The sequence below is a fragment of the Agrobacterium sp. GD03872 genome (genome assembly GCF_029840625.1).
In the GTDB taxonomy this organism is placed as follows: domain Bacteria; phylum Pseudomonadota; class Alphaproteobacteria; order Rhizobiales; family Rhizobiaceae; genus Agrobacterium; species Agrobacterium fabrum_A.
This window is the reverse complement of sequence record NZ_JAOCCY010000004.1, coordinates 122,039-137,624: the sequence shown is the minus strand read 5'-3', so window position 1 is coordinate 137,624 and position 15,586 is coordinate 122,039. Positions and strand designations below refer to the sequence as shown.

The 15,586-nt window shown below is 57.7% G+C and carries 15 protein-coding genes and 1 tRNA gene; 5 read left to right on the top strand and 11 right to left on the bottom strand.

Annotated elements, in window-relative coordinates; all coding sequences use genetic code 11:
• Window positions 1–245 precede the first annotated feature (245 nt).
• From N5D22_RS11685 to N5D22_RS11670, 4 genes are all read right to left on the bottom strand, one after another.
• Window positions 246–1,271, bottom strand: coding sequence for a DNA polymerase III subunit delta' (locus N5D22_RS11685; protein ID WP_279655152.1), 1,026 nt, complete (start codon window positions 1,269–1,271; stop codon window positions 246–248).
• Entirely contained in the window at window positions 1,264–1,938 is a 675-nt protein-coding gene (gene tmk / locus N5D22_RS11680) for a dTMP kinase (protein WP_279655512.1), read from the bottom strand. The genes N5D22_RS11685 and tmk overlap by 8 nt, the downstream gene beginning before the upstream one ends.
• Window positions 1,939–2,073: 135 nt before the next feature.
• Window positions 2,074–3,246: a D-alanyl-D-alanine carboxypeptidase gene (locus N5D22_RS11675; RefSeq protein WP_279655511.1), complete on the bottom strand. Its 1,173-nt coding sequence runs from the start codon at window positions 3,244–3,246 to the stop codon at window positions 2,074–2,076.
• A 72-nt stretch (window positions 3,247–3,318) separates the two neighbouring features.
• The gene (locus N5D22_RS11670; RefSeq protein ID WP_279655151.1) at window positions 3,319–4,407 is read right to left on the bottom strand and encodes a septal ring lytic transglycosylase RlpA family protein; all 1,089 of its coding nucleotides are present in this window, start codon (window positions 4,405–4,407) and stop codon (window positions 3,319–3,321) included.
• A 317-nt stretch (window positions 4,408–4,724) separates the two neighbouring features.
• On the opposite strand from N5D22_RS11670, the gene N5D22_RS11665 reads away from it, so the two are divergent.
• Together N5D22_RS11665 and N5D22_RS11660 are read left to right on the top strand one after the other, a co-directional pair.
• Window positions 4,725–5,063, top strand: a complete 339-nt coding sequence (locus tag N5D22_RS11665; protein ID WP_279655150.1) for a hypothetical protein — start codon at window positions 4,725–4,727, stop codon at window positions 5,061–5,063.
• A 12-nt stretch (window positions 5,064–5,075) separates the two neighbouring features.
• Complete coding sequence (locus N5D22_RS11660; protein ID WP_279655149.1) at window positions 5,076–5,441, top strand: hypothetical protein; 366 nt, start codon at window positions 5,076–5,078, stop codon at window positions 5,439–5,441.
• Between the two features lie 72 nt (window positions 5,442–5,513).
• Here the strand turns inward: N5D22_RS11660 and N5D22_RS11655 are convergent, their stop codons facing one another.
• The 6 genes from N5D22_RS11655 to N5D22_RS11630 all read right to left on the bottom strand — a co-directional run bounded on the left by N5D22_RS11655 (window position 5,514) and on the right by N5D22_RS11630 (window position 9,756).
• Window positions 5,514–7,949: an SIR2 family protein gene (locus tag N5D22_RS11655; protein ID WP_279655148.1), complete on the bottom strand. Its 2,436-nt coding sequence runs from the start codon at window positions 7,947–7,949 to the stop codon at window positions 5,514–5,516.
• A 120-nt stretch (window positions 7,950–8,069) separates the two neighbouring features.
• Window positions 8,070–8,420: an Arm DNA-binding domain-containing protein gene (locus N5D22_RS11650; RefSeq protein ID WP_279655147.1), complete on the bottom strand. Its 351-nt coding sequence runs from the start codon at window positions 8,418–8,420 to the stop codon at window positions 8,070–8,072.
• 156 nt (window positions 8,421–8,576) lie between these two features.
• Window positions 8,577–8,666 (bottom strand) — tRNA-Ser (locus tag N5D22_RS11645).
• 88 nt (window positions 8,667–8,754) lie between these two features.
• Window positions 8,755–8,907 carry a hypothetical protein gene (locus N5D22_RS11640; protein ID WP_279655146.1) on the bottom strand — a complete coding sequence of 51 codons (153 nt, stop codon included), beginning with the start codon at window positions 8,905–8,907 and terminating at the stop codon, window positions 8,755–8,757.
• A 341-nt stretch (window positions 8,908–9,248) separates the two neighbouring features.
• Window positions 9,249–9,476 (bottom strand): hypothetical protein, encoded by a 228-nt coding sequence (locus N5D22_RS11635; protein ID WP_279655145.1) that lies wholly within the window; start codon window positions 9,474–9,476, stop codon window positions 9,249–9,251.
• Window positions 9,477–9,492: 16 nt separating this feature from the next.
• Window positions 9,493–9,756, bottom strand: a complete 264-nt coding sequence (locus N5D22_RS11630; RefSeq protein WP_279655143.1) for a hypothetical protein — start codon at window positions 9,754–9,756, stop codon at window positions 9,493–9,495.
• A gap of 136 nt (window positions 9,757–9,892) precedes the next feature.
• Here N5D22_RS11630 and N5D22_RS11625 point away from each other — a divergent pair, with 136 nt between their 5' ends.
• The 3 genes from N5D22_RS11625 (at window position 9,893) to N5D22_RS11615 (ending at window position 12,588) form a co-directional block, all read left to right on the top strand.
• Window positions 9,893–10,612: a hypothetical protein gene (locus tag N5D22_RS11625; RefSeq protein ID WP_279655142.1), complete on the top strand. Its 720-nt coding sequence runs from the start codon at window positions 9,893–9,895 to the stop codon at window positions 10,610–10,612.
• 138 nt (window positions 10,613–10,750) lie between these two features.
• Window positions 10,751–12,244, top strand: a complete 1,494-nt coding sequence (locus tag N5D22_RS11620; RefSeq protein ID WP_279655141.1) for a D-alanyl-D-alanine carboxypeptidase — start codon at window positions 10,751–10,753, stop codon at window positions 12,242–12,244.
• 83 nt (window positions 12,245–12,327) lie between these two features.
• The gene (locus N5D22_RS11615; protein ID WP_003502750.1) at window positions 12,328–12,588 is read left to right on the top strand and encodes a hypothetical protein; all 261 of its coding nucleotides are present in this window, start codon (window positions 12,328–12,330) and stop codon (window positions 12,586–12,588) included.
• A 97-nt stretch (window positions 12,589–12,685) separates the two neighbouring features.
• On the opposite strand, the gene gyrA is transcribed toward N5D22_RS11615, so the two are convergent.
• Entirely contained in the window at window positions 12,686–15,478 is a 2,793-nt protein-coding gene (gene gyrA / locus N5D22_RS11610) for a DNA gyrase subunit A (RefSeq protein WP_279655140.1), read from the bottom strand.
• Window positions 15,479–15,586: the final 108 nt, after the last annotated feature.

Sequence of the window (15,586 nt, the reverse complement as noted above, 5' to 3'; positions counted from 1 at the left end):
TCTATCGACTTTACAGGCTGTTTTTTGGATAGACCGCTCTTAAACCATTGTTCGCAGCAGCGAAAGCGAAAGAGTACGATTTTCGTACACTGGCATTGATGGTCTCCTAACCTCCGTCATCCTCGGGTTTGACCCGAGGATCCATTGATTTCAACGGGTTGCGGATCCTCGGGTCAAGCCCGAGGACGACGGAGGCAGCACAGCGACCTACACAATGGGGGTGCGTTTCGCACGATCCCTCGCCTTCAAACGCCGCGAATATCTTCCAGAATGGAAAGCACCATCTGCTTCTTGTCGAGATTATAGGCCTGCGCCACGGTGATGCGTTCCGAGAGCGCCGAGGAAAGCCGAGCGTGTTTCTCCGCCGCCGCGATATCGCCCGCCATCGCCGCCGCCCGTGCGCGCTCCATCAGTTCTTCGGTCACGTGTTCCATGAAGAAGCCGAGAACGATGTCGCCATCCTTCTGCGCGAGAATCTCGGCAAGCTTGTGCATCTGCTTGCGGGCGCCCGGCCCTTCGGCAGCCATCACCTCGGCAAAGGCTTCGACAATGTCGGAACCGCCATAATTCAGCAGCTTCAACGCCTGCGCCACGCTGCCCTTGGAGGCGGCAAGCAGGGCGTCGCGCTTTTCTCCTTCCGGGCTGATGCCCAGATGATCGAGGGATTGCACCATGGCTGCATCGGAAAGCGGCAGGAGCCTCAACGGCATGCAGCGTGAGCGGATGGTCGGCAGCAATTTTCCCGGCGCGTGCGAGAGAACGAGGAACATCGCCCGTTTCGGCGGCTCCTCCAGTATTTTGAGGATCGCATTCGCGGCGTTGCGGTTGAGATCGTCGGCGGGATCGATGATGACGATACGCCAGTTGCCGGTGCCCGATGTCTGCGAAAAGAAGTGCCCTGCCCGCCGCACCTCGTCCACCGTAATGGCGGATTTCACCCGGCCGGTCTTTTCATCCACCGGACGGGTCAGATGCAGCAGATTATGCGAGGCGCCTGCCGTGATCTGCCGGCTGACCATCGATTGCGGATCGGGATCGGCGAGAAAATCCGGCGCCAGCGACGGATCGGGATGGCTCAGCACATGATTGGCAAAGCGGAAGGCAAGCGTCGCCTTGCCGATCCCCTCCGGCCCCTCGATCAGAATGGCGTGGTGACCCTTGCCGGAACGATAGGATTGCGCGAGGAAGGCTTCCGCTTCCTCATGCCCGAAAAGCTTCGTGTTCTGCTGCGGCGCAATCGCACCGTCGAGAACGCCCTGAACCTCACTCATGCGCCGCGCCCGCCGCTGTTTTCAGCTGTTCGAGCAAGGGTTCGACGAAGGACAGGACATCCTCCGCCACTTTTTCTTCCGGCTGATCGGCGTTGACGATCCGGCAACGACGCGGCTCGGCGAGCGCAATATCCAGATAGGCCTCACGCCGCTTCTCGTGGGTCTCGATTTCCTCTTTTTCGAAGCGGTCCGGCGCAGCGCCTTCATCCGCACGCTTTCTGGCGCGGGCGAGCCCCTTTTCGGCGGCAATATCGAAAATCAGCGTCAGTTCCGGCACGACACCGTCAATCGCGATGCGTTGCAACGTCTCGATGAAATCCGGCTCCAGATTGCCGGTCGTGCCCTGATAGACGCGGGACGAATCGAGGAACCGGTCGCAGAGCACGATCTTACCGCGCGCAAGCGCCGGGCGAATGACCTCTTCGACATGGTCGTTGCGCGCCGCCGCAAACAGGATCGCTTCCATGCGCACCCCGAAGGATTCGGCAGCACCCGAGAGCAGAACATGCCGAACGGCCTCCGCACCCGGCGAGCCGCCCGGCTCACGCGTCACGACCACCTCGAAACCACGGCCGCGAAGCGCCTCGGCAAGCGCGCGAATCTGCGTCGACTTGCCGGCGCCTTCGCCACCTTCGAAGCTGATGAACAATCCGGTCTTTTCGGCCAATGTCACGTCCTGCACGGGTTTCCTCGAATTCGAAATGCCTGTTTACAGCATCGAACCGAAATGTGTGAAGCGCTTTTCAGAAAATCCGATGCCTGAACAAAAGCATAGGAGCAAGGTGGCTTCTGGAACAGGCTTTCAGAGCCAGAACAGCAGCAGTTCTTTCAGCGCACCTGTCGCATTCTGGGTCAGCGACCCCCTGCCGACCGCGCCCTTTGTATAAAGCGGCACTTCGCGCAACAGACGTTCACCCGAAAAAACCTTAAGCGTTCCCGCATTGACGCCAACATCCAGCGGCGCCTTCAGCGGCCAGCGATAAACAATCCGCCCCGAAATGCGATCCGGATTGTTGACCGGCACCAGCACGCTGACATCGTCCTTCGGCGAGAGATCGACATATGAGGCATCGCCGCCATAAACGCTGACGGAACCCACCACCTCGTCCTTGCTGAAAAGATGGCGTTTCTCGAAGGCCGTCAGCCCCCAGTCCACGACCCGACGGGCTTCTTCCTGCCGCGTCTTGTCGTCTGCGATGCCCGATAACGCCAGATAGACCCGCCGCCCCTCCCGTTCGGCCGAAACGACAGCCGCAAAACCGCTGCCTTCCGCAAAACCGAGGCCAAGGCCGTCTATGCCGCTGCCCGGCATCAGAAGCGAATTCTTGTTGCGCTGGAAAATCCGGTTCCATTCGAAATCCGGCTTGGTGAAAAGCGCGTAGCGGTCGGGATAGGTATCATGCAGGTGCTGCGCAAGACGTACCATATCCCGGGCGGTCGTCTGGTTGCCCGGGTCGGGAAGCCCGGTGGAGTTGGTGAAGCTGCTGCGGCTCATGCCGAGTTCGCCCGCCCGCACCGTCATGCGCTTGGCAAAGGCGGCATCCGATCCCGCCATGCCTTCCGCGACGATGATGCAGCCGTCATTGGCATTCTGCACGATGATGCCGGTGAGGAGGTCGTTGATGCCGACGGAGGATTTCAGCGCCGCGAACATGGTCGAGGTGCGCGAAGGCGCGCCGCCGGTGCGCCAGGCATATTCCGAGACCGGATAAGCCGTCTCGGGCGTCACCTGCCCTTTTGACAGCGCATCGAGCACCACTTCCACCGTCATCAGCTTGGCAAGCGATGCGGGTGGAAAGGTCTGGTCCTCATTCTGCGAAAGGAGCACCGTGCCTGTTTCGGCGTCGATCATATAGGCCTGTTCCGCCTTGGCGATGAAGGGGCCTGACTGCGCCTGCGCCGCGCCTGCACTGAAAAACGCAAGCGCAGCCGCTGTGACGACCGCACAATAGGAGCGATGAATGGCCTTGTGCATGAAACCGCCCAGTCCTGCCTGCCGCAACCGGCCGCCCGCGATGAAGGGCAAGGCAGCCGTACCTTCAATCCGTCAGCGCGACTTCGCCTGCTGACGCTTCACATGGGCGAGTATCGATTGCTCGTTGAGCGCGCCCCGGTCGACGAGCACGCTGTCAAAGGCGCGTGCGGTCCTGGAGACCGTAGCAGATTCTTCGGAATAGGCCGCCGCAAATTTGGAGGAAGGCGTCGGCACGCGCAGATAATTGCCGCCGGGCGCCGCCGGCTCACGCAGGAAATTGCCTTCCGGACGCTCGGCCAGGATGGGGCCGATTTCCGGCAGGATCGCGAATTGCTCGAAAGCCGGCGCCGGACCATTGACCAGCGGCATGGCCTGAAGCGCAGCATTCTTCTTGGAACCGACAAGCGCCGTCTGGGTGGAGCCGCCGTAATTCGGATTGGACGCAGGAGCAGGAATGAAATTCGGAGACGCCGAAGCCACCATCACGCCCGTGGCGATCTGCCCTTCAGGCGCGACGCCCGGCGAACGCGAACCCTTCGGAATGTAGGAAGCCATCAGATAGGGCATGTCGTGACCATCGAGCGGTGCACGGCCGGCATATTGCACCCGCACATTGGCCGTACCCGTGGCCTTCATGTCGAGAAGGTCGGCGGTCTTGCTGGAAACGTCAATCAGGCGGCCTTCATGGAACGGTCCGCGATCGTTGACGCGAACCAGAACCGAAGCGCCATTTTCCATGTTGGTGATGCGCGCATAGCTCGGCAGGGGAAATGTCGGATGTGCGGCAGAAAGATGTTCTTTGTCGTAGACTTCGCCATTGGCGGTCAGGCGGCCGTGGAAGGCGGAACCGTACCAGGAGGCAAGACCGGTCTTGTTGTAACCCGGCTCTTCTTTCGGAAAATAACGGCGGCCCTTGACGGTATAGGCATTGCCGATCAGCTCGCGCCCGCCGCCCTTGGGAATGGCCTTGCCATCGGCCACACGCGGGCTGGCTTTGACGCCATATTCGGATTCGGAAAAATATTCCTTGCTGCGCTTGGGCTTAGGCTTGGTCTCGGTGGTCGTGGAACACGATGCGGTCGCGGCGCAAAGCACGGAAATTGCGAGCCACTTCACGCCCGACCTGGCGTTGATGCCGAGTTTCTTGACCGAAGAATTCAAATCGTCTGCCCCACGCTGCTATTGGCTCGGAGAACCGCACCCTCACTTGCCTCGATTATTTGCCCCTGCCATCGAAGCACCTAACAGTCGCTTAATCTTGTGCATAACGTGGCGAAAATGCGAACGAGTTCTGCAAATTCGATAAAATTGTAACGAACGTGGTTAATGATTTCTATCTTTTGAGCTTACCGATCAGGCCAGGTTTAGCCGCCTCAGCACCTCCGGTTCACTGCGTCCGCAAGGAACAAACTGAAGGCGACCGCGTTCTCTCCCCGCAAACAACCAGCTTTCCGCCGGTTTCGGCTGAGGGAGGAAACATGATCAAGCTTATGAAGACCACAGGCCTGGCGATCGGCATCGCCCTGGTATCCTTCGCCGCGCCGATCCAAGCGGGTGCGCAGGACATGGAACTCAGAATCGGCCCAGATGGCGTTCGCCCTGTCATCCGCGATCGTGACCGGGACGTAGACCGCCGTGGCCCGCCGCGCATGCGCGGCTGCAGCGAACGCGAAGCCCGCGCCGCTGCGCGTGAGGCAGGCCTGCGCGATCCCGAGGTCGTGCGCGTCACCCCCGGCCGTGTTGTCGTCGAGGGCTTCACCCGCCGGGGCCCGGACCGCATCACCTTCGCCAATGAACGGGGTTGCCCGGAAATCTGATGAATAAGCATCATGGAACCCGCCGAAAGGCGGGTTTCTCGTTGGCGCCGATTTGCGGCCGTTGCAACGGCAGGCAGCGCGACCGGGATATCCCCTCGCGCGATTTCTAAATCGTGTTTTCAGCAAAATGGCAGAACGCCGGCGGTGAACAACTTCATCGCCAAGGCCGCCCAACTGGCGACGGACTTGGGGTGGCAGGCCGGAGAACCCGCAAGTAAACTGGCGGGTCAAATCATTTCCGTGTTGGCCGCGCATCCGGAACACACCGATCGGTTCCTCGACGAATGCGGAGAGCTTTTTATCGATGGGACGTTCGACACCGCAAACGGCTCCCTCACCTATCGCAGCCTACGCGCGCAGAAAGGGAACTTGCAATGACCGGGACCAAGGAAAGGCGATATTTCGGCTTAGGCGTCCCTGTTGACGGCAACCGCTCGCCACGGTCTCTACTCAAAGGCTCCCGAGTATCAGCTTGATGGACCTCACGCATTTTTTTATGACCTCTGTTTCGCCTTTCTGAGCCTTATCAAGTCGGCCCTCCGGTATTCTACGCGCCAACTCCTCTGCTGCCGACCGCAACGACTCTACAAGCGCTTGATCAAGCCGGTCTGCTTTCTCCTCAAGAAAAGCGAGGACGTACTTGGCCGACCTTAACGGATAAATCATCGGCGATGACTTATCTTTCAGAAGATCTATGAGATCATCGCACGCTAAAATTATATCTGCTTTGACGATTTTTTTTGTGGTGGCTGCATACTTTCGGAAAATAAGCCGAACACGCTGATCGATTATTTGGCGCTTGGAATAAGCCTCTCCCTTTTTTGTCGCTATCCCTATCGCGGTCTTCAAATAAGTTTCTGCTTTTGGCAAATCGTCCACTTCCATTCTGGCCATCGCGTATTGCAGCCAAAACTGGTCGTTCTCTCTGATCCTAGGAACGGTTGAAAGTTGATGATATACAGCATTGATTGAACTTGTTCCTGTCTCCTCGTTGTTGAAAAGTCTAGTCAAGAAACGGTAACGCATTAATTCTTTGAGATTTTCTCGGGCATCGAAGCCACTTCTAGGGTCGTTACTGCTGTACGCAGTTTCCCTTACGATCTTTGTATAGACGCCCACCACATCATCAAAATCAAAATCATGATTGTTGAGGATGTAAAGCGCAAGTTCCGTTGAGGTGAACTCGTACCAGCGTTTCTTATCTCTCATAATTTCGCCTACCGGCGAGGAGATAACGGCTTTTTTCAGTTCCGAGTTGTCAATCTTCAGCCAGTCAACGATACGCAGCCAATCGACATGATTCTGGCACAAAGCGTTTATAAGCACAGCTATGAAGGACTTTCGGTGAGATGGATAGCGCGTAACAAAAAAGTCAACTATCTGCTCGATTTTCACGCTAAGCTTGGATTCTCTGAACAGAGACAGAATTATCGATCTGTTCTCTGCGCCACATCTATTACGCAGGAAATCTAACCTCTCGAATTTGCTTTCCTCGATGCGATTTTCCCAAAACCCCCATCTCTCCAACAGGTAATCCCAATCGTCGAGTTCGCTGGAGGACAAAACGTTAAGATCAATTTCTCTTGTCGCCCCTCCCATTTCTTCTGCAACTGTCGAAAGAGAAATGTCGTCAAGCATCTCGTTGGATGCACAGATCAAAATACTGTTTGCCGGAAGCCTGCTTCCAATGAAACGTACGGCTTTTCGATAGCGCACTAGCCCATCGACAATGTATAGCCTTTTATTGTTACTAGATAACAACGTCTCAAGTTCCGATAAAGCGTCGGGAAGCTGAGTGTAAACCGTAATTACCTCATAACCCTTGCCTTGAGCTTCATAAGCTACCTGGTCGAGGAATATCGACTTTCCATTACCTAAGTCGGACGTTACGATAAATCTTTTTAAATTAGTATCGAAGACAGTCGATAGATGAGCGCTCCTTGGAATACAATATTCAGGCCGCTGATGCCGGTTTCGTTGCTGAGCTGCGTAAGCCGCATCATCGAATTTGCCAGATAGCAGCAAAGTTTCGAGATCTTCGCTGCTGACATCTTCTTTCGCGGCAATCGGCTTCTTCGCAGAAACGTATGCCAACAAGGAAAGATCATCACTTTTCGAGGGAGGAGTTGTCCTTTTGGGAAGGAGGTCAGCAAATCTTTCTACACCCAATGGGTAGGTCGCTCCAAACTTGGTTAGACGACTCACAGTAACTTTTTTTTCGTCCGGCGCACAAATTACAATGGATTTATCTTTGAAGCCCTCAATTGAAAAGAGACGGGATGCAATCTCAGCATCTCTCAGCGAGTAGCCAATAAAAAATACCCGTTTTGCAGCGTGAACCTCGTTTACTAATGCAGCGTATAAGTTCCTATTTTCGTCCTTTAGCTCAAGATAATTCGTCTCTGAGACGACTAACGAAGGGTCTCTGACACCCTCCAAGAAATCTCTCGCCCTGCCATGCAAGTAATATAGGGGGCACGTACCGGCCTTTAGATTTCTCGCATCAGAGGCCGTGGTAATAATTTGGGGCCTCTTTTTCTCCATCGCTGTTTCGGCAACATCATCGAAGTTGGTGGTGAAGACGGCGCGCCACGGCATTTGCATAACATCAAAATGAAACTGTTTTACTGTGCAACTTGTGAGACGCGCTACCAGAAGGTTATGTAACGCTTCTTTTAATTCAGGTTTGTCATCACAGTAGTCAGCTAAATCTGTGAGCGGAGATCCCTTCGCGTCCTCCAGCCCAGGGAACTTGCAGATTTCATCACAAAGCTTGCCGACGCTAGGCACTTCGACGTTTTTACTATCAGTCGCTCCCCATGAGAACCCCGCTCCCACGAAGCAAATTGCGCCTCCACCAGCGATGTCATTGATCGCCTCCATCATATTTTCGTCCACGTCCCGCCTCGCAATTTAGAATCTCGTACAATATTTTTTTACACATGTTCGAGACCTCTAATCAACATTCGCGGGAAAAATTATCAAATGTTACTTTATGTTGTATCCCTATAATGTGCCTAGAGCCGAAATCGGTTTGAACCGCTCCTTCGCGAGCACCTCGAATGTTGCCTCGGCGTCAGAGCGCTGAATGGCCTTCTCAAGCTTTTTCTGCGCAGACGGGTCCCTCCCCGATTTGAGGAGCTGGCGCGCATTGTCTCTCGCGCGTCTCGCCTCGAGCAAACTCATCTCGGGATAATCACCTATGACGAGGGTCTTTTCCTTGCCAAGAAATTCATAGCGATAGCGAAAAATCTTGCTTCCGGTCTTCGTCACATAGACGTGGAGACCATTGGTGTCAGATAGCTTGTAGGGCTTGTCCTGCGCCTTCGCTTTTAGAATCGCCGTGTCGGTAAGCACGCCCACTCCATCGATACCCGGTTTTTATATTTGATACCCGGTTTGGCACCCGGAAATGACCGGGATAGTACGAAACGTTATGGGAACCAGTGGGAATATATGAACCGGAAGCAGCGCGGCGCGCAAGGGCAAATGAGAACATATGCGAAACAAAAGTGGCAGATGGGGTGGGATTCGAACCCACGGTACGCTCTCACGCACGCCGGTTTTCAAGACCGGTTCCTTAAACCACTCGGACACCCATCCATCGGTGGTGAGGCTTTATAGCGGTTTGAAAAGGCCCGTCAATCCCGCCCGGGCGAGCGGCATCGCCCTTCTCTCATGGTCCGGCAGATCATTGCCCCGGGGTGGTTGCCGGCGGCAGCAGGGATCCTTCGCCCGAAGGAATCGACGGGACCTGTTGGGCCGTATCGAATAGCGCCAGGCTTAAAACGATTGCGACAAGCACCAGCAAAAGCGCCACGAAAATGATTCCCGATTTATCCATGCGTCTGCTCATGTCACGTTATGTTAAAGGCGAATATGTGCAATTCGAGGCAATGCAAAGAATAAGGCGAAAGTCTGTCAAGTTGTCTTACAGATTTGCCGAGATCATCGTTCAAAAACCTGCGGACTGAGCGAAATTTATGCATAAGCGTACTGTTTGGGACATAAGTGGCCTATCACGTCAGCAATATTGTCACTTATATCAAGCCATCGCTCCCGGGCATTGCCCAACTTTCCCCGAGCGATCAACCTGCCCCGCCTGTTTGCGGGGCTTTTTTCTTTTATCGTCACACAAGACGAAGCGCCGCCAAAAGGCCGGCAGCACGCCGCAACGTTCCCGCCTCAGACGCCGATGCTCGGCCCGCCATCGCCGCGCCGGCCGTCGCCCCGGAGAATGTCCTCGAACAGGTTCAGCAGAGCCGGCGGCAAGGTGTCGGACAATTCGGCAAGGATTTCGCTGGCGCGATTATAGGAATAGATGGCTGAGAGGGTCAGCACCAGAAGCACGATCCAGGGCCAGATCGGTTTACGCCTCTGCGGCGCCCCGTTCGGTTGTTGCGGTAAACTCATACCCGTACCTTCCCGTTCAGGCCTTCACGCGCGGTTCGCCTCCGGGCGCATAGGTGGTTTTCTGCAGGAAGCGGAATATATTGCCGCATTGGGCGCAGCGGATCATGAAATCAGTCGGATCGCCCGAGACGCGCTCCGCGCGAAATCCACGAGGCATTTCATCAATGCGAAAATCGACGTCCCGGCGGCTCTTGTCGTCCGATTCCGACGCCTCGGCAAAACCCTGATGGCCACATCTGGAACATTCGAGCTTCCGGGAATATCTGTCGCGCGCTGCCATATGCCGTCCTTTGCTTGGTGCTTATCAGGTAGCAGCGGCAAAACGTCATTTCAATGCCGGTCGCCCCGGGTTAAAGCTTTGCACGGCTATTTTCCGTCCGGGAATTTCCCGGCGGCCGGAACGACAATGGAAGCCCATGCACGATCAGAAACCCCTCCTGTCCTCGTCCCTCGTGCTCCGGGCCGTCCTCATCGCCGGAACCCTCCTCATTTTTCTCGGCGTCCTCAATGTCGGCATCAAATGGTATGGCGAGCGAATTCTTCAGGCCGGCCATACGACCGATACCGGGGAAGTGGAGATCGCCATCGGCAACGACCGGCTGAAGCTCGTCAAAAACACGCTGCGGGCGCCCGCCGAACGACAGGGCGGCGAACGCGAACGGGTAGACCTTTATCTCACCTGGCCGGACCTCAGAGGTTACGAGGATACGAATCGGGTCATCTTCGACGATCCCTCGCAGGCGGCTGGGCTGATTTTCATCCAGCTTTCGCAAAGCACCATGTCGGAAGATATGTCCGGCCGTTTCGGGCCGATCTATTCGCGACTGACCGAAGGAGAACCGGTGCCGCTGAAACATGGCCTTGTGCTGCACCGCCTGCGCGCCGATTCCGGCTACGGCAGGGAGGTCATATTGACCGGCGACCGCCCGGGCGAAAATGCCTATGTGGTGCGTTGCCTGCTGCCGCAAACGCCGCAGGGGGCAGCGGGCAGCGATTGCCAGAGGGATATCCACGCCGGCCAGGACCTCAGCCTGTTCTACCGTTTTTCCTCCGCCCTGCTGCCGCAATGGCAAAAACTGGACACAGATGTGAAAACCTATATCGAGCAGCGCCTCGTAAGAGGCGGAAATCCGTGAAACGTCACGGCACAGATTGCGTGCGAAAAGTCGCATTTTATGGAAGGCGGACACCTTTCATAAACCACTTGGTAACGCCATCCCGATAAAGTTTCTACCCGGAGCATCGGGCGGGGCGTGCCCGAGCGGAATAGAAATATGCGATTGAAGAGTTCAGCAGTGTTGAAAAGTCTATCTGGGGCACTTTCGCGCAAGGCGGGTGCGACGTCTTTTGTAAGGTTTGTTGCGTTGACCCTTGCTGCGGCGTTCATAACCGCAACATCCGTTCAGACCGCGCAGGCCGAACCGAAATATGCAGGCATCGTCATCGACGCAAAGACCGGCAAGGTCCTCTACGGTGAAGATCCGGACGGGCTGCGTTATCCGGCTTCGCTGACGAAGATGATGACGCTTTACCTCACTTTCGAGGCGCTCAATACCGGGCGCATCTCGCTCGATTCCAAGGTGCCGGTCTCGGCAAATGCCGCCAAGGAGCCGCCTTCCAAGCTCGGCGTTCGCGCCGGCGGCAGCATCACGGTCGAGCAGGCCATACTTGCTCTCGTCACCCGGTCGGCCAACGACATGGCGACTGCGCTTGGCGAATATCTCGGCGGTTCGGAAGACCGTTTTGCCCGGATGATGACCGCCAAGGCCCGTGCGCTTGGCATGACCCGCACGACCTATCGCAATGCCAACGGCCTGCCCAACACGGCGCAGATGACGACGGCCCGCGACCAGGCCCGCCTCGGCGTCGCGCTTCGCCAGCATTTCCCGCAATATTACGGTTATTTCAATACCCGTACCTTCAATTTCGGCAAGCAGGTCATCGGTAATCACAATCGTCTCGTGGGCACCGTGAAGGGTGTGGACGGCATCAAGACGGGTTACACCCGCGCAGCCGGCAGCAATCTCGCGACCTCGGCGCAGCTCGACGGCCGCTCCATCGTCGCCGTCGTTCTCGGCGGACGCTCCAGCGCCGCCCGTGACGCCACCATGCGCAAGCTCGTCGCAACCTACCTGCCGCAGGCATCGCGCGGCGGCAACAGCAACCTGATCGCACAGACACGCTCTGCGCCGGTCGAAGAGCCCGTCGCCGTGGCTGCAGCCGTGCCTTCCGTGGCAGTTGCAGCAACCGCAGCCGGCCTGCCCAATTCCGGTCCGGTACCGCAGACCCGGTATGAAGAAGCGCCGGTCAGCGCCTTTGCCGGTTCCTCTTCCAATGCCGCCGTCAAGGCCATGGAAGCCGCGACCTGGCAAAAGGGCAAGGATCCGATTGTTCGCGCACCGGTCGCTCCCGATCGCAACCTGATCACCAACTCGACCAAGGTGGACAATATCGTCACCGCGTCGACGGCAGGATCTGCATCCGCCGCCCCTTCCGTCTCCCCCAGGGCCGAGGCGCCGCAGGGTGGCTGGGTGATCCAGATCGGCGCATCGCCGGACGAAAACTCCGCCCGCGGCCTGTTGCAGAACGCGCAGGAAAAAGGCGGCGCGGCACTGCGCTCCGCAAAACCCTTCACGGTCGCCTTCAGCAAGGACGGCTCCCAGATCTACCGCGCCCGTTTCGGCGGCTTCGATGGCCAGAACGCTGCGGTGAATGCATGCAATGCATTGAAAAAGAAAGGCGTCAGCTGCTGGGCGTCACTCCAGTAACTGGTGTTTCCGCAGGCGGTGCTTCATTGTCGAAACATCGCCTGTCTCCTCGAATTGTGTAATGAGTAGCGAGGCTTTCCAAGATGGCAGTCAACGAGAATTATTCGGACATTGCGTCTGGCAACGGGCACGGCAGCCTTTCGGTTCTGCACCCCATTCACGAAGCGGCGATGCGCATCGCCGATCTCGGTCTTAATCGTTCCAAGGCGAAGACACGCGATCTCGTGGCGCTGCTTCTGTCGCATGGCGCCCGCGCCTGGCGCTCCAATCAGCCGGAAGCGAACATCCACCTTCATGTCGCAAGCCGCTCGGGTCGCGCTCCGGTCCATATTCGGATTCGCTAAAAATCAAACGCAGCCGATACGACACAAAGAAAAAACCCCGCGGAGCCTGAGCACCGCGGGGTTTTTCTTGATTGGTAACCGAAGATAACGAGGCGGCTTACGCCTCGTTTTCCGGTGCCTCCGGCGTATCCGGCAGATCGTCGGCGGCATCTTCGCCATTGCCATTCTCTGCTTCGTCGTCGCCTTCCGGCTCGTTGATGCGCTCCACGGAAACCACCTTCTCATCCTTGGCGGTCGAGAAGATCGTCACACCCTTGGTGGCGCGGCTGGCGATGCGGATGCCGTTGACCGGCACGCGGATGAGCTGACCGCCATCGGAAACCAGCATGATCTGGTCGCCTTCGTCCACGGGGAATGCCGCGACGAGTTCGCCGATCTCGTTGGTCTTCGAGGTATCGGTGGCGCGGATGCCCTTGCCGCCGCGACCCGAGGTACGGAAGTCGTAAGACGAGGAACGCTTGCCGAAGCCCTTCACGGAAACCGTCAGCACGAATTCTTCCCGTGCCTTCAGCTCCTGATAACGCTCTTCGCTGAGTTCGCCCTCTTCCGTCACTTCTTCGCCGACAAGCGCGATATCATCTTCATCGACACCTGCAGCACGCCGCTCGGTAGCCGAGCGCTTCAGATAGGCCGCACGCTCCCACGGTTCAGCTTCCACATGGCCGACAATGGTCATGGAGATGATGCGGTCGCCCTCGGCCATGTTGATGCCGCGCACGCCCACCGAATTGCGGCCGGCAAAGACGCGCACATCATCCACGGGGAAGCGGATGCACTGGCCGAGCGCGGTCGTCAGCAACACGTCGTCGCGGTCCGTGCAGGTTTCGACGGAGAGGATTTCATCGCCCTCCTCGTCCAGCTTCATGGCGATCTTGCCATTGCGGTTCACCTGCACGAAATCGCCGAGCTTGTTGCGGCGAACCGTGCCGCGTGTCGTCGAGAACATCACATCCAGCGTTTCCCAGGTCGTTTCGTCCTCGGGCAACGGCATGATGGTGGTGATGCGCTCGCCGGGCTCCAGCGGCAGCATGTTGATGAGGGCCTTGCCCTTGGACTGCGGCGTGCCGATCGGCAGACGCCAGACCTTTTCCTTGTAGACGATGCCACGCGAGGAGAAGAACAGTACCGGCGTATGGGTATTGGCAACGAAGAGACGGTTGACGAAATCCTCGTCGCGCGTCGCCATGCCGGAACGGCCCTTGCCGCCGCGACGCTGCGCCCGGTACGTGGTCAGCGGCACGCGCTTGATATAGCCGAGATGCGAAACGGTGACGACCATGTCCTCGCGGGCGATGAGGTCTTCATCGTCCATGTCAGGACCGCCTTCAACAATCTCCGAGCGGCGCGGCGTGCCGAATTCATCGCGGATGGCGCCAAGCTCGTCCTTGACGATCTGCTGGATGCGCAGGCGCGACGACAGAATTTCCAGATATTCGGAAATTTCCGCGCCGATCTTGTTCAGTTCGTCGCCGATTTCATCGCGACCGAGCGCGGTGAGGCGGGCAAGGCGCAGTTCGAGAATGGCGCGCGCCTGCTCTTCGGAGAGGTTATAGGTGCCGTCTTCATTGATGCGGTGACGCGGATCGTCGATCAGACGGATCAGGCTTTCCACATCCTGCGCCGGCCAGCGCCGCGTCATCAGCTCTTCACGCGCCGAAGCCGGATCGGGCGCATGACGGATGACACGGATGACCTCGTCGATATTGGCAACCGCAATCGCCAGACCAACCAACACATGCGCGCGCTCGCGCGCCTTGCGCAGCAGATATTTCGTACGGCGGCTGACGACATCCTCGCGGAAGGCCACGAAGGCGCGCAGCATGTCGATGAGCGTCATTTGCTCCGGCTTGCCACCGTTCAGCGCCACCATGTTGCAGCCGAAGGAGGTCTGCAGCGGCGTGTAGCGGTAAAGCTGGTTCAGGATCACTTCCCCATTGGCGTCGCGCTTCAGTTCGATGACGACGCGATAGCCCTGGCGGTCGGATTCGTCGCGCAGGTCGGAAATACCCTCGATGCGCTTTTCCTTGACCAGCTCGGCCATCTTCTCGATCATCGACGACTTGTTCACCTGGTAGGGAACCTCGGTGATGATGATCTGTTCGCGGTCGCCGCGCATCGGCTCAATGGTCGCGCGGCCGCGCATGATGACCGAGCCGCGGCCCGTCTCATAGGCCGAGCGGATGCCGGAACGGCCCATGATCAGCGCGCCGGTCGGGAAGTCAGGACCGGGAATGATCTGCATCAGTTCCGGCAGCTCGATCGCCGGATTGTCGATCATGGCGATACAGCCGTCGATGACCTCGGCGAGATTATGCGGCGGAATATTGGTGGCCATGCCGACGGCGATGCCGCCTGCCCCGTTCACCAGAAGGTTCGGGAACTTGGCCGGAATGACGACCGGCTCCTGCAGGGTGCCGTCATAGTTGTCGCGGAAATCGACCGTTTCCTTGTCGAGATCGTCAAGCAGCGAATGCGCGGCCTTTTCCAGACGGCATTCGGTGTAACGTTCGGCCGCCGGCGGATCGCCGTCGATGGAACCGAAATTGCCCTGCCCGTCGATCAGCGGCAGACGGAGCGACCAGTCCTGCGCCATACGCGCCAAGGCGTCATAAATAGCCGCATTGCCGTGCGGATGGAATTTACCCATCACGTCCCCGGTAACGCGGGCGCATTTGACGTATTTCTTGTTCCAGTCGATGCCGAGTTCGGACATGCCGTAGAGAATACGGCGATGAACCGGCTTCAGGCCGTCTCGCACATCGGGAAGCGCGCGGGACACGATGACGCTCATGGCGTAATCGAGATACGACCGCTGCATTTCCTCCATGATGGAAATCGGTTCAATGCCTGGCGGAAGTTTTCCGCCGCCGGGGGGGCTCTGGTCAGTCAAAACGGATCACATTCTCTGTTAAGAATCGGATGGATTTTTATAGCGGAAACAGCCACGTTAAGCCAATTTCTCGGCGAGTTTTGAACAGTCTTTTGCGTCATTTGCAAG